General features: G+C 75.5%; 10 protein-coding genes. 7 read left to right on the top strand and 3 right to left on the bottom strand.

Annotation, left to right across the window (positions count from 1 at the left end; all coding sequences use genetic code 11):
- The 3 genes from UW392_RS26140 to ccrA form a co-directional block, all read left to right on the top strand.
- A partial coding sequence (locus tag UW392_RS26140) for a non-ribosomal peptide synthetase (RefSeq protein ID WP_320777574.1) occupies nucleotides 1-8,106 on the top strand: 8,106 nt, incomplete at its 5' end.
- Nucleotides 8,099-11,947 (top strand): type I polyketide synthase, encoded by a 3,849-nt coding sequence (locus UW392_RS26145; RefSeq protein WP_320777575.1) that lies wholly within the window; start codon nucleotides 8,099-8,101, stop codon nucleotides 11,945-11,947. The genes UW392_RS26140 and UW392_RS26145, both read left to right, overlap by 8 nt.
- A 65-nt stretch (nucleotides 11,948-12,012) precedes the next feature.
- Entirely contained in the window at nucleotides 12,013-13,242 is a 1,230-nt protein-coding gene (gene ccrA / locus UW392_RS26150; protein ID WP_320777576.1) for a crotonyl-CoA carboxylase/reductase, read from the top strand.
- Nucleotides 13,243-13,306: 64 nt separating this feature from the next.
- Here the strand turns inward: ccrA and UW392_RS26155 are convergent, their stop codons facing one another.
- Genes UW392_RS26155 through UW392_RS26165 form a run of 3 tightly spaced genes read right to left on the bottom strand, consistent with a single transcriptional unit; the run spans nucleotide 13,307 to nucleotide 15,719 of the window.
- On the bottom strand, nucleotides 13,307-13,990 hold the full coding sequence (locus UW392_RS26155; RefSeq protein WP_320777577.1) for an enterobactin synthetase: 684 nt from the start codon (nucleotides 13,988-13,990) through the stop codon (nucleotides 13,307-13,309).
- Entirely contained in the window at nucleotides 13,987-15,471 is a 1,485-nt protein-coding gene (locus UW392_RS26160) for a class I adenylate-forming enzyme family protein (protein WP_320777578.1), read from the bottom strand. The genes UW392_RS26155 and UW392_RS26160 overlap by 4 nt, the downstream gene beginning before the upstream one ends.
- Nucleotides 15,471-15,719 carry an acyl carrier protein gene (locus tag UW392_RS26165; RefSeq protein ID WP_320777579.1) on the bottom strand — a complete coding sequence of 83 codons (249 nt, stop codon included), beginning with the start codon at nucleotides 15,717-15,719 and terminating at the stop codon, nucleotides 15,471-15,473. Before UW392_RS26165 ends, UW392_RS26160 begins: the two co-directional genes overlap by 1 nt.
- A gap of 334 nt (nucleotides 15,720-16,053) precedes the next feature.
- On the opposite strand from UW392_RS26165, the gene paaA reads away from it, so the two are divergent.
- The 4 genes from paaA to paaD are packed head-to-tail and all read left to right on the top strand — an operon-like array spanning nucleotide 16,054 to nucleotide 18,770.
- Nucleotides 16,054-17,124 (top strand): 1,2-phenylacetyl-CoA epoxidase subunit PaaA, encoded by a 1,071-nt coding sequence (gene paaA, locus UW392_RS26170; protein WP_320777580.1) that lies wholly within the window; start codon nucleotides 16,054-16,056, stop codon nucleotides 17,122-17,124.
- Nucleotides 17,121-17,453 (top strand): 1,2-phenylacetyl-CoA epoxidase subunit B, encoded by a 333-nt coding sequence (locus tag UW392_RS26175; protein WP_320777581.1) that lies wholly within the window; start codon nucleotides 17,121-17,123, stop codon nucleotides 17,451-17,453. The genes paaA and UW392_RS26175 overlap by 4 nt, the downstream gene beginning before the upstream one ends.
- Nucleotides 17,437-18,252, top strand: a complete 816-nt coding sequence (paaC, locus tag UW392_RS26180) for a 1,2-phenylacetyl-CoA epoxidase subunit PaaC (RefSeq protein WP_414496699.1) — start codon at nucleotides 17,437-17,439, stop codon at nucleotides 18,250-18,252. Before UW392_RS26175 ends, paaC begins: the two co-directional genes overlap by 17 nt.
- Nucleotides 18,249-18,770 carry a 1,2-phenylacetyl-CoA epoxidase subunit PaaD gene (paaD, locus tag UW392_RS26185; RefSeq protein ID WP_320777582.1) on the top strand — a complete coding sequence of 174 codons (522 nt, stop codon included), beginning with the start codon at nucleotides 18,249-18,251 and terminating at the stop codon, nucleotides 18,768-18,770. Before paaC ends, paaD begins: the two co-directional genes overlap by 4 nt.
- Nucleotides 18,771-18,773: the final 3 nt, after the last annotated feature.

Here is an 18,773-nt window from a genome sequence, read left to right on the forward strand (position 1 = left end):
GAGCCGGCGCGCCTCACCCGCCGGACCGCCGCCGCCACCGCCCCGTTCCTGCGCCGCACCGCGGAGCTTCCCCCGGCCGGGGCCGAGGCCCTGTCCACGGCCGCCGCCCGGTTCGGTGTCTCCCGCACCGACCTGCTGACCACCGCCGTCGCCGTGTTCCTGCACCGCATGACCGGCGCCGACGACCTGGTCGTGGGCCTGGCCACCATGAGCCGGCTCGGCAGCGCCGCGCTGCGCGTCCCGGGCACCGCCTCCGACGTCCTGCCGCTGCGGGTGCCCGCCTGCCCCGGCACGTCCGTCGCCGACACGGCGCACGCCGTCGCCGGTGAGCTGAAGGCGCTCCGCCGCCACCAGCAGTACCGGGGCGAGTTCCTCCGCCGCGACCTCGGGCTGCTGGGCACCGGCCGCCGCCTGTACGGCCCGGTCCTCAACATCGTCCCCTTCGACGAGACGCTGCACTTCGGCGGCGCCCCCGCCGTCTGGCACCACCTGTCCGGCGGTGCCGTCGACGACCTGCAGATCTCCGTACGCCCCGGAACGGAGCCCGGCGGGCTGTGGCTGGCCTTCGACGCCAACCCCGCCCTGTACGAGGAGGACGAACTCACCCTCCTGCGCGACCGGTTCCTCCTCCTGCTGCGCCGGCTGACGGACGCGGCGCCGGAACTCCCGCTGCGCGACCTGGACCTGCTGCTGCCGGGCGAGCGCCCCGAGGACACGTCCGCGCGCACCTTCCCCGTCGACGGAACCCTCACGGAACTGTTCGAGCGGCAGGCCGCCGCGGTGCCGGAGCGGACGGCCGTGTCGGGCGAGGGCGGCACCCTCACGTACGCGGAGCTGGACGCCCGGGCCAACCGCGTGGCCCGGCTGCTGGTCGAGCGGGGCGCGGGACCGGGCCGGGTGGTGGCGCTCGCGCTGCGCCGGGACGTCTCCCTGCTGCCCGCCCTGCTGGCCGTGCTCAAGACGGGCGCCGCCTACCTGCCGCTGGACACCGGCCACCCGGCCGAACGGCTGCGGCTGGTCGTCGAGGACGCGCGGCCCGTCCTCCTCGTCACCGACGGCGGCCTCGCGGAAGCGCTGCCCGACGCCGGGGTCCCCACGGTCCTCCTCGGCGACCCACGGGTCGAGGAGGACCTCGCCGGCCGGCCGGCCGGCGGCCTGACCGACACCGAACGCGGCGGGCCGGTGAGCCCGTCCGACACCGCGTACATCATCCACACCTCGGGCTCCACGGGACGGCCCAAGGGCGTGCCGGTCCCGCACTCCCACGTCGTCCGGCTCTTCGCCGCCGCCGGGGAGCACTTCGCCTTCGGCCCCGACGACGTGTGGACGCTGTTCCACTCCTACGCCTTCGACTTCTCCGTGTGGGAGATCTGGGGCGCCCTGCTGCACGGCGGCCGCCTCGTCGTCGTGCCGTACGCCGTCAGCCGCTCGCCCCGGGACTTCCTGCGGCTGCTGCATCACGAGGGCGTCACGGTCCTCAACCAGACGCCGTCCGCGTTCGAGCAGCTCATCGACGCCGACACGGAGCGGGCCGCCGAGAAGGGCGAGGACTCCGCGCGTCCCGCGGCCGGCGCCCTGCGGTACGTGGTGTTCGGCGGGGAGGCGCTGCGCCCCGAGCGGCTGCGCCCGTGGGCCGACCGGTACGGCCTCGACGCCCCGGCCCTGGTCAACATGTACGGCATCACCGAGACCACCGTGCACGTCACCCACCACCGCCTCACCCGCGCCGACCTGGACGACCCCCGCCGGGGCAGCGTCGTCGGCACGCCGCTGGCGGACCTGCGCGTGTACCTGCTGGACCCCGAGGGCCGCCCGGTGCCCACCGGCGCCACCGGCGAGATCCACGTGTCCGGCGCCGGAGTGGCCGCCGGCTACCTGAACCGGCCCGACCTCACCGCCGAACGGTTCCTCGACGACCCCTTCGGGCCGCCCGGCAGCCGCATGTACCGCTCCGGCGACCTGGCACGGCGCCGCGCCGACGGCACGCTCGAACACCTCGGGCGCGCCGACGCACAGGTGCAGCTCCGCGGCTTCCGCGTCGAACCCGGCGAGATCGAGAGCGTCCTCGCCGGGCACCCGGGGGTCGCCCGGGCCGCCGTAGTCGTCCGCCGCGCCGACAACGGCGCCCAGCAGCTCGTCGCCTACACGGTCACCGCCGGCGACACCGCGCCGTCCGCCGCCGAGCTGCGCGCCCACGCCGCCGCCCGCCTGCCCGAGCACATGGTCCCGGCCGCCTGCGTCCCCGTGGCCGCCCTGCCGCTGACCGCCAACGGCAAGCTCGACGTCCAGGCCCTGCCCGCACCCGACTTCGCCGCCGCGGCGGCGGGCGCCCGCCCCACCACACCGCAGCAGAGCCTGCTCTGCCGGCTGTTCGAGGACGTGCTGCGGCTGCCCGCGGACACCGTCGGCGCCGACGCCAACTTCTTCGACCTGGGCGGCGACTCCCTCCTCGCCACCCGGCTGCTGGCCCGCCTGCGCGCGGAGACGGGCGCCGAGGTGCCCATCACCGCCCTGTTCGACGGGCCGACACCGGCCGCGCTCGCCGAGCGGCTCACCGCACAGGACGGCACGACGGGCCCGCTGCCCGCCCTGGCCGACGTCGTCCGGCCGGACCGCGTACCGCTGTCCTTCTCCCAGGAACGCATGTGGTTCCTCAACAAGCTCGACGACGGGGCCGCGACCTACAACATCCCCCTCGCCGTCCCGCTGCGCGCCCCCGTCGACGCCGACGCGCTGCACGCGGCCCTCGGTGACGTCGTCGACCGCCACGAGAGCCTGCGCACGGTGTTCGCCGAGCACGAGGGCGCGCCGTACCAGCGGATCCTGCCGCCGGGGGAGCTGCGCCCCGTACTCCACCGCGTCGACTGCCCCGCCGAGGAGATCACCGCACACGTCACCACCGCCTCCCGGCACCGCTTCGACCTGACCGCCGAGAACCCCCTCGCCGCCTGGCTGCTGGGCACCGGCCCGGAGCGGACCCTGCTGCTCGTCCTGCACCACAGCGCGGCCGACGGCTGGTCGCTGCGCCCCTTCGCGGACGACCTGGGCACCGCCTACGCGGCCCGCCGCGCGGGCCGGGCACCGCAGTGGACCGCGCTGCCGGTGCAGTACGCCGACCACGCCGTGTGGCAGCGCGCCCTGCTCGCCCCCGAACCCGAGGGGCCGGGGCGCCTGGAGCGGCTGACGGCCCACTGGCGCACGGCGCTGGCGGACCTGCCCGAGGAATGCACCCTGCCCGGCGACCGGCCGCGCCCGGCGGCCCCGCGCGGCGGCGGCGCCCACGTCACCGCGACGGTGGACGCCGACCTGCACCAGGGGCTGCTGCGGCTCGCGGACCGCGCGGGCGCCAGCCTGTTCATGGTGCTGCACGGCGCGCTCAGCGCCCTGCTCACCCGGAGCGGCGCGGGCGAGGACGTCGTCGTCGGCACCCCGGTCGCGGGCCGCTCCGAGCCCGCCCTGGACGAGGTGATCGGCCTGCTCACCAACACGCTGGTGCTGCGCGCCGACACCTCCGGCGACCCCGCCTTCCGCGAGCTCCTCGCCCGGCTGCGCACCCACGACCTCGGCGCCCTCGACCACCAGGACCTGCCCTTCGACCGGCTGGTGGACGAGCTCAACCCGCCCCGCCACCCGTCCCGCCACCCGCTCTTCCAGGTCATGCTGGCCCTGCAGAACAACGAGCGGGCCGTGCTCCGGCTGGACGGACGGGAGCTGCCCCTGCGGCCCACCGCCACCGGCACCGCCAAGTTCGACCTCTTCGTCGACGTCCTGGAGCGGTACGACGACGCCGGCGCCCCCGACGGCCTCGACCTGCACGTCGAGTACGCGAGCGACCTGTACGACGCCGGGACCGCGGAGGCGTTCACCGACGCCCTCCACCAGGTACTCCAGGCCGTGAGCGCCGACCCGGACGTCCGCGTCCACGCCCTGCCGGCGCCCGCCCCGCGCGGCGCGGGCACCGCGCCCGACACCGGCGTCACGGAGGCGGAGCGCACGGCGCTGTCCGTCCCCGGCATCCGCGACGCGCTCGCCCTGCCCGGCCCCGACGGCGGCCCCGCACACCTGTACGTGGTGCCCGGCCGCGCGGACGCCGCCGAACGGGTCGAACAGCTCCTCGCCTCCGCCGGGCACGGCACGGTCCGCGTCACGGCGGTCGGCGCCCTGCCCCGTACCGCCGACGGCTCCGTCGACACCGACGCCCTGCGCGCCCTGCCCCTCGCCGACCGCGTCGCCGCGGACGCCTGGCGGGAACGCCTCGCCACCCTCCCCGGTGTCACCGACGCCGAGGCCTTGGTGGAGAACGTCCCCGAGGAACTGCCCCGCCGTCACGTGGGCACGCCGCGCCGCCCGGCCGGACAGGCACCGGCGGAGACCACCGTGACGGCACCCGCCACCACGGTCCCGGCCCTGAGCGAGGGCCCGGAGCTGGCCCGACCGCACGTGTCGAGCTGGGCGCAGGCACTGCTGCGCGCCGCGGACGGCGCGCACGGCGAGATCGTGCACGTACACGCCGACGGCAGTGAGGAGCGGCGCAGTTACGCGTCCCTCGTCACCGAGGCCTCCCGGGTCCTCGGCGGACTGCGCCGGGCCGGACTGCGCCCCGGCGACCAGGTCATCCTCCAGTGCGACGAGAGCGAGGACTTCCTCGCCGCGCTGTGGGGCTGCGTCCTCGGCGGCTTCGTCGCCGTCCCGCTGACCGTCCCCGCCTCCTACGCCACCTCCTCGGCGGCCCTGGCCAAGCTGGAGGGCATCTGGAAGATGCTGGGCCGGCCCTGGATCGTGTGCTCGCCGGGCAAGGAGGCGGGCCTGCGCGACCTCGCGGACCGGCACGGGTGGCCCGGGCTGCGGCTGACGACGGCCGACGCGCTGCGCGAGGCGCCCGAGGACCGCGACTGGTACGAGGCCCGGCCGGACGACCTCCTCCTGATGCTGATGACCTCGGGCAGCACCGGCCTGCCCAAGGCCGTGCGCCAGAGCCACCACGCCGTACTGACCCGCTCCGCCGCGACCGCGCAGCTCAACGGGCTCGGCGAGCAGGACGTCACGCTGAACTGGATCCCGCTCGACCACGTCACCGGCGTGGTGATGTTCCACCTGCGCGACGTGTTCCTGGGCTGCCGCCAGATCCACGCGCCCACCTCGTACGTCCTCCAGGACCCGGTGCGCTGGATGGACCTCGCCGACCGGCACCGGGTGACCGTCACCTGGGCGCCCCAGTTCGCCTTCGGGCTGCTGGCCGAGCACGCCGACCGCTTCCGCGACCGCGACTGGGACCTGTCGCCGGTGCGGCTGGTGATGAACGCCGGTGAGGTCGTCGTGGCCGCCGCCGCCCGCCGCTTCCTGCACGCGCTGAGGCCCTTCGGCCTGCCGCAGGACGTGATGCACCCCGGCTGGGGCATGTCGGAGACCTGCTCGGTGGTCACCGACGCCGTGCTGCCGGGTGAACCGGACGGCTCCGACGAGTCGTTCGTCAGCTGCGGCCGCCCCTACCCGGGTTTCGCGATGCGGGTCGTCGGCGAGGACGACGCGGTGCTCGCCGAGGGCGAGGTCGGCCGCTTCCAGGTCCGCGGCACCTCCGTGACCAGCGGCTACCACGACAACCCGGCCGCGAACGCGGAGGCGTTCACCGTGGACGGCTGGTTCGACACCGGGGACCTGGCGTTCCTGCGCGACGGTGAGCTGTACATCACCGGCCGCGCCAAGGACGTCATCATCGTCAACGGCGTCAACCACTACAGCCACGAGATCGAGGCCTGCGTCGAGGAATCGCCCGCCGTGGTGAAGAGCTTCAACGCCGCCGTCGCGGTGCGCTCCGACCCGTCGGCGGACACCGACGAACTCGCGCTCTTCCTGCACCTCACCCCCGGCCGGGACCCGGCCGCCGCGCTGCGGGAGATCGCCGGCAAGGTGACCCGGGAGATCGGCGTCAGCCCCGCCTTCCTCGTCCCCGTCGACCGGGACGCGATACCCAAGACCGAGATCGGCAAGATCCAGCGCACCAAGCTGCGCAAGGCCTTCGAGGCGGGCGACTTCGAGGCGGCGGTCCGCGAGACCCAGCTGCTCATGGGCACCGCCGCCACCCTGCCCGACTGGTTCCTGCGCCCGGTGTGGCAGCGGGCCGTACGGCACCGCCCGCACCCGCCGGCGCCCGGACGGCACACCCTCGTCCTGGCCGGCGCCGACCCGCGCGCCCACGACCTCGCCCAGCGCCTCGCCGAGCGGCTGCGCACCGACGGCGGACTGTGCACCGTCGTCACCGACGCGACGGCGTACGAGCGCGTGGACGCCGCGCACCACCGCCTGCGGCCCGCCGAGGACGCCGACCACGCGTCTCTGCTGCGGCAGTTGGAGGCCGACCGGCGGCCGGTCGACGCCGTCGTGCACCTCGGCGCGCTGCACGCCGACGGGACCGGACCGCTGGACGACGCGGGCGCCGGCTCCCTCCTCGCGCTCGCCCGCGCCCTCGCCACCCGGCCGGAACAGCGGCACCCGATCGACCTGCTGTACGTGACGGCGGGCGCCCAGGCGGTGACGCCCGAGGACGACGCGTCCCCGGCGCACGCCCTGGCCGGCGCCCTGCTGAAGTCGCTGGCGGAGGAGTTCACCTGGCTGCGGGGCACCCACCTGGACCTCGCGCCCGACGGCGCCGAGGACCCCGTACCCGTGCTGCTGGCCGAGGCGGCGGGCCCCTCGCCCGACGCCGAGGTCGCACGGCGCGACGGACACCGGTACGTACGCCGGCTGGCCCCGCTGCCCGAACCGCCGCCCCGCACCGAGCCGCCCGCGGCCGACGGGTTCCACCTGGTCAGCGGCGGACTGGGCGGCGTCGGCGCCGAGCTCGCGGCGCACCTGCTGCGGACGCCCGGCACCCGGCTGCTGCTGCTCGGCCGCACCCCGCTGCCCGCCGGGGACACCGGGGCCGAACGGCCCGGCGAGGGAGGCCCCGAGGCCGCCCGCACCGGGACGCTGCAACGGCTCCGCGCCCTAGGCGAGGTCCGCTACGCGTGCGCCGACGTCACCGACGAGACCCAGGTGCGGGCCGCGGTCGACGCGGCCGCCGAGGCCTGGGGCGTACCCCTCACCTCGGTGCTGCACCTGGCCGGAGTCCTCGACGAACGGCCCGTCGAGGAACTCGACCCCGCGTCCTGGCGGCGGGCGCTGGAGGCGAAGGTGCACGGCGCGTGGACGCTGCACCGCGTCGCCGCCGACCACCCGGTGACCTCCTTCACCACCTTCTCCTCGGTGAACGGCTGGTTCGGCGGCGCCATGAACGCCGCCTACTCCGCCGCCAACGCCTTCCTGGACGCCTTGGCGCTGCACCGCCGCCACGTCGGGCTGCCCGCGCAGAGCCTGGCCTGGAGCATGTGGCGGGAACGCGGCATGAGCAGCGGCTACAAGCTCGCCGCGCTCGGCGAGGCCCGCGGCTACCGGGTGCTCGACACCGCCGCCGCGCTGCGCTCCTTCGACCTGGCCCGCACGGTGGACGGACCGCACCTGCTGATCGGCGCCGACCGCAGCGCCCCCTGGGTCCGCAGCCACGTCCTCCAGCCCGCCCGGCAGGTGCGCCGCACGGCCGCCCGCGTCGCCCTGGAGGAGGGCACCGACCTGGGCGCCCTGTACGGCGCGGCGGCCGAGGCCGCCCGGGCGTGCGGCCTCACGGACGGCTGGGTGCTGCGCTCGGCCGGCACCGCCGCCCGGCAGGCCGGGCCCGACCCGGACGCGGGGCAGCGGCTGCGGCGCACGGAGGGCGAACTCGCCCGGCTCTGGTGCGAGGTGCTGGGCCGCGACCGGGTGGGCCGGGACGACAACTTCTTCGACCTCGGCGGCAACTCCCTGCTCCTGGTGAGCGCGCAGACCGCGATCGAGAAGGCCTTCGGCCGCGAACTGCCCGTGGTCGACCTGTTCGCCCACCCCACCGTGCGCGACCTGGCCCGTCACCTCACCACGCTGACGGGTCCCGGCACGGCCGCGGAACCCCCAGCGCGGAACGACACGGAAGAGAGCGCGCCCGACGGTCTGCGGCGGGCCAGGGAACAAGCACAGCGGCAGCGGGCGGCCCGCGCCCGCCGCTCCGCACGGCACGGAAAGGACCGAGGGAATGCGTGACGGCACCGACCCGCTGGGCGAGGAGGAGGACCTTCCCGCCGTCGCCGTGATCGGCATGGCGGGCCGCTTCCCCGGCGCCGACGACCTGGACACGTTCTGGGACAACCTGGCGGCCGGCCGGGACGCCGTGCGGCCCGTGACCGACGAGGAGTTCCTGGCCGCGGGCGGCGACCCGCGTGACCTCGACGACCCGGCCCTCGTCCGCATGGCGTCCGTCATCGACGGCATCGACCGCTTCGACTCCGGTTTCTTCGGCTACAGCCCCGCCGAGGCCGCCGTCGTCGACCCCCAGCAGCGGCTGCTCCTCGAGACCGCCCACCACGCCCTGGAGGACGCCCGCTGCCTGGACGCGGCCGGAACCGGCACGGTCGGCGTGTACGCGGGCAGCGGCGACAGCCGCTACTACCCGGCGCACCTCCACCCGCGCTACGCCGGACAGCCCGGATCGGTGGCGCTGGTGCACGCGGCCACCGCCAACTCCCTCGGCACGCTCGCCACCCGCGTCTCCTACGAACTGGGGCTGACCGGCCCGAGCGTCTCCCTGCAGACGGCCTGTTCCACCGCGCTCGTCGCCGTGCACACCGCCTGCCAGGACCTCCTCGACTACCGCTGCGACACCGCGCTCGCCGCCGCCGTCTCCCTCAACCCCTCGGCGCTGCTCGGCTACCGGTACGTGCCCGACGGCCCCTTCTCGCCCGACGGCCGCTGCCGGGCCTTCGCCGCGGACGCGGCCGGCACCTCCTCCGGCGACGGCGTGGGCGCGATCGTCCTGAAACGCCTGGAGGACGCCCTCGCCGACGGCGACCGCATCCGGGCCGTCATCCGGGGCAGCGCCGTCAACAACGACGGGCGCCGCAAGGTCGGCTTCACCGCGCCCAGCGCCCCCGGACAGACCGAGGTCGTCCTCGCGGCGCAGGCCCAGGCGATGGTCGACGCCTCCACCATCGGCCTGGTCGAGGCGCACGGCACCGCCACCCGGCTCGGCGACCCCATCGAGGTGTCCGCGCTGACCGAGGCGTTCCGGCAGAGCACGGACCGCACCGGGTACTGCGCCCTTGGCTCGGTGAAGACCAACATCGGCCACCTGGGGGCGGCCGCCGGCATCGCCGGGATCGTCAAGGCGATCCTGGCCCTGGAACACCGCCAGGTCCCGCCGAGCCTGCACTTCGACGAGCCCAACCCGCTGATCGACTTCGCCGCCGGGCCGTTCCGGGTGCCCACCGCCCTGGAGGACTGGGCGGCGGACGGCCACCCCCGGCGGGCCGCCGTGAGCGCCTTCGGCGTCGGCGGCACCAACGCGCACGTGATCCTGGAAGAGGCTCCGCCCGTCGCGCCCCCGCCGCCCCGCCCGCCCGAGGACGGCCGCCGCCTGGTGCTGCCGCTGTCCGCGCGCACGGCCGGCGCCCTGCCCGGCCAGGCCGAGGCCCTGGCCCGGCACCTCGAGCGCCGGCCGGAGGTGCGTCTGGACGACGTCGCGCACTCCCTGCGCGCCGACCGGCCCGCGCTGCGCCACCGCCTCACCGTGACGGCCGCCTCCCGTGACGAGGCCCTGTCCGCGCTGCGCACCGCCGTGCCCGGCACGCCGCCGGTCTCCGACGAGCCCGCGCGGGTGGCGTTCCTGCTGCCGGGCGGCGGCACCCAGTACCCCGGCATGGGGGCGGAGCTCTACCGCGACCACGACGTCTACCGCGACGCGGTCGACGAGTGCGCGCGCATCCTGCGGCCCGTCCTCGGCGCCGACCTCCGCACCGACCTGCTCGACCGCCCGCAGGGCGGCCGCACGGGCGGCGACCCCACGGCCACCTTCCTCGGACTGGTCGTGACCGAGTACGCGCTCGCCCGCACCCTCATGGAGGCGGGGGTGCGCCCGGACGCGCTCATCGGCCACTCCCTCGGCGAGTACACCGCGGCCTGCCTCGCCGGGGTCATGGAGCTCGAGGACATGCTGCCCCTGGTCACCGAGCGCATCCGGCTCATCGCCGCCGCTGGTGGGGCGACGGTCGGGGTGGCGGCCCCCGCCGAGGAGCTGCTGCCGCTGCTCGACGACGACCTGTCCCTGGCCGCGGTCAACGGACCCGCGGCGTGCACCGTCGCCGGACACGCCGACGCGGTCACCCGCTTCGAGGCCGAACTCACCCGCAGGGGACTGCCGTTCCGCCGGCTGCGCATCCCCGCCGCGGCCCACTCCCACGTCCTGGACCCGGTCCTCGACACCTTCGAGAGCCACCTGCGCACCGTCACCCTGCGCCCGCCGCGCATCCCGTACGTCACCAACGTCACCGGCACCTGGGTCACCGACGCGCAGGCCACCTCGGTACGGCACTGGATCGACCACACCCGCCGCACCGTCCGCTTCGCCGACGGCATCACGGCCCTGTGGGAGCGGCTGCACCCCGTCCTCGTGGAGATCGGTCCGGGCGACTCGATGACCAAGCTCGCCGTCGCACGGCTCGAGGAGCACGCCCCGGTCACGGTGACCACCATGCGGCACGCCAAGGCCGACGCCCCGGACGGCTTCGTCCTCGCCGAGGCCTTGGGCCGGCTGTGGAGCGCGGGCGTGGACGCCGCGCTCCCGCCGGTGCCGGGTGAGCCGCGGAGCGTCCCGCTGCCCGGGTACGCCTTCGAACGGCACCGCCACTGGATCGACGCCCCCGGCGCCCGCACGGAGCCCGGCGCGCCGGAGACCCCCACTGCGCCGGGCGCGGGCACGGGCGTGAGTCTCGCCCCGCGCCCCCGCCTGACCACCGAGCACGTGCCCCCGCGCACCGACCGCGAACAGGCCGTCACCGGGCTGTGGGAGGAGACCCTCGGCATCGGCGGCATCGGCGTGCACGACAACTTCTTCGACCTCGGCGGCGACTCGATGCGCGCCGTGCTGCTCGCGGGCCGGCTGCGCCAGACCGGGACGCTCGACGTGCCGGCCGCGACCCTGCTCGCCGCGCCCACGGTGGCGGGCGTCCTCGCGGCGGCCGCCGAGCACGGCGAGGACGGTACGGAGCCCGCGGGTGCCCCGTCGGCCGCGCTCGGCCCACTCCTGCCGCTGCGCGCCGAGGGGAGCGCCGCGCCCCTGTTCTGCGTGCACCCCGGGGCGGGCGTGGCCTGGCGCTACACGGGGCTGTTGCCGCACCTCGGCGGCGACCAGCCCGTGTACGGCATCCAGGCCGCCGGACTCGACGGCACCCGGCCGCCCGCGCCGGACGCCGCGGCCATGGTCGCCCACTACGTGGACCTCGTCCGCGAAACGCAGCCGCACGGCCCGTACCGGCTGCTCGGCTGGTCGTACGGCGGGTTCGTGGCCCACGCGATGGCCTGCGCGCTGCAGGAGCGCGGCGAGCGGGTGGAGCTGCTCGCGATGCTCGACGCACCCCAGCCGCACGGCACCGCCCACGACCCCGACGCCGCCGAACGGCAGGTGGCCGCCCTCCTGACGAGGGTGACCGGCCTGCCCGTCGAGCCGGAGGCGGGCCCGCCGGACGTCGAGACCGTCCTGGACCGCATCGACGCGAACGTCACGGCGGACCCCGCGAGTTCCCCCGTCACCCGCGCGGAGGCGGCGGCGATCGCGGAGGTCATGCGCAACAACCTGCGCATCGCACCGCAGTTCGCCCCCGGCCTCTTCCACGGTGACGTGCTGTTCTTCAGCGCCGACCAGGAGGACGCCACGGACTTCCCGACCGACCTGGCGGTGCAGCCGGGCAAGGCGGACGCCTGGCGGCCGTACGTCGACGGCGCCCTCCAGGACCACCGTGTGCCCTGCGGCCACTACGAGATGACCGAACCCGAGCCCCTCGCCCGCATCGGCGAGGCCGTCGCCAAGGCGCTGCGGCCGGCCTCCGGCTGACCGGCGCCCCCTGCTTCCCGCCCGACCCTCCTCCGACGAACTCACGAAGTCACGAAGGGCCACACGTGAACGCCACCAAGAACCTCTACGACCTCGGCGACGCCCCCGACCTCGGCACCGCGCCCAAGCAGATGTACGCCTCCCTCATCCGCCAGGAGCGCTACGGGCAGCCCGTCGACGCCTTCCGCACCGAGGTGGTGGACGTCCCGTCCGTCGGCCGCGGCCAGGTGCTCGTCAAGGTGATGGCGGCCGGGGTCAACTACAACAACGTGTGGGCGGCGAAGGGCGAACCGCTCGACGTGATCGCCGCGCGGCAGAAGGCCGGCGCCACCGAGGACTTCCACATCGGCGGCTCCGACCTGTCCGGCATCGTGTGGGCCGTCGGCGAGGACGCACGGGGCGTGAAGCTGGGCGACGAGGTCGTCGCCCTCGCCGTCCGGTGGGACCAGCGGGCGGAGGACATCCGCCTCGGCGCAGACCCGGTCACCTCCGCCTCGCAGCGGGTGTGGGGGTACGAGGAGAACTACGGCTCCTTCGCCCAGTTCGTGGTCGTCGACGACTACATGCTCCACCCGAAGCCGGCCCGCCTGTCCTGGGCGGAGTCCGCCTGCTACATGGCGACCGCGGCGACCGCCTACCGTCAGCTGTTCGGCTGGGAGCCGCACACGGTCCGGCCCGGCGACCCCGTGCTGGTCTGGGGCGGCGCGGGCGGCCTGGGCTCCATCGCCATCCAGCTCGTGAAGCACGTCGGCGGCATCCCGGTGGCCGTCGTCTCCAGCGAGGAGCGCGGCGAGTACTGCGTGAAGCTCGGCGCCAAGGGCTGGATCGACCGGCGCGAGTTCGACCACTGGGGCCGGATGCCGGACACTGACGACGAGGAGGCGATGGGCCGCTGGCTGAAGGGCGCTCGCGCCTTCGGACGCCGGTTCTGGGAGGTGCTCGGCGAGCGCCGCAGCCCGCGCATCGTGCTGGAGCACTCGGGCGCCGACACCATCCCGACGTCCATCTACATGTGCGACAACGCCGGAATGGTCGTCATCTGCGGCGGCACCACCGGTTACAACGGCGACGTGGACCTGCGCTTCCTGTGGATGCGGCAGAAGCGGCTGCAGGGCTCCCACGTCGCGAGCGCCCGTGAGGCCCGCGAGGTGACCCGGCTGATCGACCAGGGCCACATCGACCCCTGCCTGTCGCGGACGTTCGGCTTCGAGGAGATCGGCCTGGCGCACCAGCTCATCCACGACAACCGGCACCCGGCGGGCAACATGGCCGTGCTGGTCGGTGCCGAGGAGTAGCGGAGACCGGGCACCCGCCCGTGCCGTACCGACAGACGGGGCCGACCGCCGGCGAGTGCCGCGGTCAGCCCCGTACCCAGCTGAAGAAGCCCGGCCCGACCGGCACCACCCGTACCCGCACGGCGGCTTCCGGGGCCGTGCGGAGCGCTACGCGCAGCCCGTCGCCGTCCGGCTCCGCCCGCAGGCCGCGCAGGCTGCCCGGCATCGGGCGGAGGCGGTGCAGGGCCTTGAAGGCGGCCTCCTTGGCCGAGAACAGGGACGTCACCGTCCAGGCACCGCGCAGCAGTCGCTCCTCGTCCTCGCGCAGCACCAGCCGTGCCGCGCCGGCGGGCAGCGGGCGCAGTTCCAGGTCGCAGCCGAGCGGGGTGTCCCGGCCCGGCGCGCGGGCCACGGCGACCGCGACGCCCGCGCTGTGCGAGAGCGACGCGGCCCGCCCGGGCGGGAACAGCGGCAGGCGGCCCGCCCGGGGGATCTCCCCGCAGTCCAGTCCCACCGCGCGCAGGGCGCGCCGGGCGGCGAGCCGTCCGGCCAGGAACTCCCGCCGCCGCTCCGGCCGCATCGCCGCGGCGGCGGCCTCCTCGGCGGGTCCGGCGGGAAGCACCTCCGGCTCCGTGACGTGGGCGGTGCCGAGGCCGAGTCCGGCCACCGCGCACAGCGGCCGCGCGCAATCGAGTCCCTCCAGCACACCGGCCGGCCACCGCGCGTTCGCGGTGGCCGGCCGGTCCGGTTCGGTGCCGGGGGCCGTCACACCCGCAGCAGCTTCTTGATGATCTTGCCGGCGGGGTTGCGCGGCACCTGCTCGATGAACTCGATCCGCCGCGGGCGCTTGTAGGGCGCGAGCAGCTCCTTGACGTGGCCGAGCAGTTCCACGGCGCCGGGGTCGGTCCCGTCCTCCGCCACGACGTACGCCAGCGGCACCTCCCCGTAGTCCTCGTCGGGCACGCCGACGACCGCGGCGTCCCGGACCGCGGGGTGGGTCATCAGGGCCCGCTCGATCTCCGAGGGGTAGACGTTCTGGCCGGCCCGGATGATGACGTCCTTGGTGCGGTCGACGAGGTGGATGCGCCCCTCCTCGTCGATGAAGCCCAGGTCACCGGTCCTGATCCAGCCGTCGAGGGTGATCTCGCGGGTGGCCTCGGGGTCGTTCCAGTAGCTCTGCATGACGCCCGGCCCGCGCACCACGACCTCGCCGATCTCCCCGCGGGGCAGCTCCCGCCCGGACCCGTCCACCGCGCGGGCCGACATGCCGGGCACCACGCGGCCGCAGGGGATGCGGGCGGTGACGTCACCGGGGGCGGGGTGCTCGTCGGGGCCGAGGGTGACGAAGGGCCCGCCGACCTCGGTCATGCCGTACACCTGGCGGAAGCCGCAGCCGAGCCGCTCCACGGCCTCCCCGTACACGTCGAGGGGCATCGGGGCGGCACCGTACAGGATCTCCCGCAGCGAGGACAGGTCCGTGGTGCGGGAGCCCTTGGCCTGGAGCAGGAAGCGCAGCATCTGCGGGACCAGCCACATGTGCGTGGCCCCGTGCCGTTCCACCGCGGCGAGGGCGCGCTGCGGGGTGAAGCCCGGCATCAGCACCACGGTGGCGCCGGCGGCCAGGTAGGTCAGCGACACGACCATGCTGCCGTGGTACAGCGGGCAGCAGTTGACCATGACGATGTCGTCGGTGGGCCGGGCCATGACCAGCCAGCCCAGGGCGATGGCCCGGAAGGAGGCGGAGTCGACCGTGACGCCCTTGGCCCGCCCGGTCGTCGCCGAGGTGTGCAGCACGGCGATCGGGTCGGTGTCGGCCACGACGGGCAGGTCCCGCTCCGCGGAGAGGGTGCCCAGCGCCCCGAACGCGGGCTTGTCCAGCGCCACGCGGAGCACCACCGACGCCGGGAGCTCCGGGTGCCGGTCGAGGAGCTCGGACTCGCCGAGGACGGCCACCGCGCCGACGCGCTCGATGATGTCGGCGACCTCGGGCACGGCCAGGCTGTGGTTCAGCGGCACGAACAGCGCGCCGAGCCGGGCGAGCGCGAAGTAGCTCTCCAGGACCTCGATGCGGTCCTTGGAGACCACCGCGACCCGGTCACCCTTCTCGATGCCCAGGTCCGCAAGGCCGCGGGCCAGCTCCAGCGTGCGGTCGTGCAGCTCGGTCCAGGTGACGCTGCGCTCCTCGTCCACCAGGGCGACCCGGTCGGGGAAGCACTGGCGGTTGCGTTCCAGCAGCTGCGTCAGCCACATCAGGCACCGCCGGTGGCACCGGCGACGGACCGCTCGGCCACGAACCGCTCGTAGTCGGCGATGGTGTGCAGGCCCTCCATGTCCTCGGCGGTGATCTCCACGCCGAGGCGCTGCTCCACGAGCAGGACCAGACGCACGAGGTCGCCCGAGTCGATGCCGCTGGAGGCGAGGTCGACGTCGTCGCCGATGGCCTCCGCGTACTCGGCCGTACCGGTGAGTTCGACCAGCAACTCCCTGATGACGCTCATGGGTTCCCCTTCTTCACTGCGGTGTGCCGGCCGTCCTACGGGTCCGGTGTGTCACCTCTCCAAGAGGCGCCCGGGGCGGGCCGCACTCCCCGGGGCGGGGCGTGATCTATGTCACCCGGCGCGTGCCCTGTGGGTGGGGATAGCGAGACCCGTGCACGGCCTCTTTCCGTAACGACAGGTTGTGCCCGGGTCCTCGCGGGCCTTGGGGGTGGTGGCGGGGCCGGGGTTCGGACGTTCGAGGAGTGATGCGAGTGCCCAGGCAGTGCGTGCGGGGCCCGGCCGGCAGACGGCGCGGACCCACCACGGCCGAGGACGGCCGCGGCGGCGGTGCGGCATGAGCGCCCGGCAGAGCACTGCCGGGGCACCGGCCGCCGCGGCACCGGCCGACGACGTACCGGCCGACGGCGTCCCGGCCGTCACGGAGGAGGAGCTGCAGGCGCACTTCGACGCCCTCGTCGCCGCCGGCGAGACGATCGAACCGCGCGACTGGATGCCCGACGGCTACCGCCGGATGGTGCTCCGCCAGCTCTCCCAGCACGCCCACTCCGAGATCATCGGCATGCAGCCGGAGGGCGCCTGGCTGACCCGGGCCCCGTCCCTGCACCGCAAGTCGGTGCTCATCGCCAAGGTCCAGGACGAGGCGGGCCACGGCCTGTACCTGTACTCCGCGGCCGAGACGCTGGGCGTGGACCGGGCCGAGCTCCTCGACGCCCTGCACCGGGGCCGGCAGCGCTTCGCGGCGACCTTCAACCACCCCGCCCTCACCTGGGCGGACACCGGGGCCGTGGCCTGGCTGACGGACGGCGCCGCCGTCATCAACCAGGCGCCCATGACCCGCATCTCCTACGGCCCGTACGCCCGCGCCATGCGCCGCGTCTGCCTGGAGGAGGCCTTCCACGTACGGGAGGGCTACGACCTGATGCGTGCCCTGTGCGAGGGGACGCCGGAGCAGAAGCGGATGGCCCAGGACGCGGTCGACCGCTGGTGGCTGCCCGCCGTGGCGCTGATGTTCGGCCCGCCGGACACCACGACGGGCGGGATCGACGCGCGCACCGCCGCGATCGGCGCGTCGGTCTCCCGCCGCGCCATGGCCTGGGGCATCAAGCGCCACACCAACGACGAACTGCGCCAGCGCTTCGTCGACGCCGTCGTCCCGCAGGCCGAGCGGCTCGGCCTGACCCTGCCCGACCCGGCGATCCGCTGGAACGAGGAGCGCGGCCACTACGACTTCACCCCGGTCGACTGGGAGGTGTACCGCACCTCGCTCGGCGAGAACACGCACTGGGCCCGGCAGCGGCTCGCGCACCGCCGCGCCGCGCACGAGGACGGCGCGTGGGTGCGGGAGGCGGCCGCCGCGTACGCCGCCCGCGAGGACGTCCACGGCGGCACGGAGGAGCAGGCATGAGCGGCACGAGCACCGGTACGGCACGGGAGGGCGCCCCCGCGTCCTGGGAGGTCTTCCTGCGGCCCCGCCGGGGCCTGGCGCACCAGCACGTGGGATCGGTACGGGCCGGTGACCCGGACACCGCCCTGCTCCGGGCCCGTGACCTGTACACGCGCCGGGACGACCCGCTGTCGCTGTGGGTGGTCCGCTCGGACGCCGTGCACACGGTCTCCCCCGACGAGCGCGACCCGTACTTCAGCAACGGCCGGCACAAGCCGTACCGCTACCCGGAGCAGTACGCCCCGCTGGCCCCGACCGCGGAGGGATCCGACGGTGACCACCACCACTGACCCGGCACCCGCCCCCGACACCCTCCGCGGCGGAACCGCCGGCGCCACCGACGCCGACCTCGCCGTGCACCTGCTGCGGCTCGGCGACGACGCGCTCGTCCTCGGGCAGCGGCTGTGCCAGTGGATCACGCGGGCACCGACCATCGAGGAGGACCTGGCGCTGTCCAACATCGCCCTGGACCTCGTCGGTCACGCCCGCACCCTGCTCGCCCTCGGCGGCCGGCTCGACGGGACCGGCCGCAGCGAGGACGACCTCGCCTTCACCCGCGGGGACCGCGAGTTCACCAACGCCCTCCTGGCCGAGTTGCCCAACGGGGACTTCGCGGTGACCGTGGCCCGGCAGCTCGCCTGGACCCACTACGCGGTCCCGTACTACGAGGCGCTGGCCGGCTGCGCGGACCCCGACCTCGCCGGGTTCGGGGCGCGGGCCGCCAAGGAGGTGGCCTTCCACCGGCTGCACGCCGACAACTGGACGCTGCGGCTGGGGCGCGGCACCCCCGAGAGCGCCGGGCGCCTCCAGGCCGGTCTGGACCGGGTGTGGCCGTACACGGCCGAACTCTTCGACGAGGACGACGTGCTGCGCCGCCTCGTCGCGGCCGGCACGGTGCCCTCGCCGGGCCCGCTGCGCCCGCTGTGGGAGGAGCGGGTCACCGAGGTCGTCACCCGCGCCGGGCTGACGGTGCCCGCACCGGACTGGCAGGCCCGGGGCGGGCGCGCCGGCCTGCACACCGAGGAGTTCGGCCCGCTCGTCGCCGAACTGCAGTCGGTGCACCGCCAGTTCCCCGGGGGCACCTGGTGAGCGCGCCGACGCGGACGGGGGAGCGCGCCTCCGTGGCGGACGTACGGGCGCGGGTGGAGGCCGTGCCGGACCCGGAGCTGCCGATGATCGGCCTCGGCGACCTCGGAGTGGTCCACTCCGTCGCGGAAGGCACCGACGGCGTGCTCGAGGTGGAGATCCTGCCGACCTTCCTCGGCTGCCCGGCCCTGCCCGCCATCACCGCCGCCGTCCAGGACGTCCTCACCGGGTGCGGCCATCCCGACGGGCGCGTACGGCAGGTCCTGTCACCGCCCTGGACGACGGACCGCGTCACCGCCGCCGGACGGGAGAAGCTGGCCGCCCACGGCATCGCCCCGCCCGCACCCGCCGCGCCCACCACGCCGGACGGCCCGGTCCCCGTCGAGCTGGGCGCGGTCCCGTGCCCGCACTGCGGATCGCGGGCCACCCGCCCGCACAGCCCCTTCGGCCCGGCCCGCTGCCAGTCGATCCTGCGGTGCACGGCGTGCCGTGAGACGTTCCCCGCCCTGACCGCGCTGTGAGGA

The sequence above is a fragment of the Streptomyces sp. CRN 30 genome (assembly GCF_034105845.1).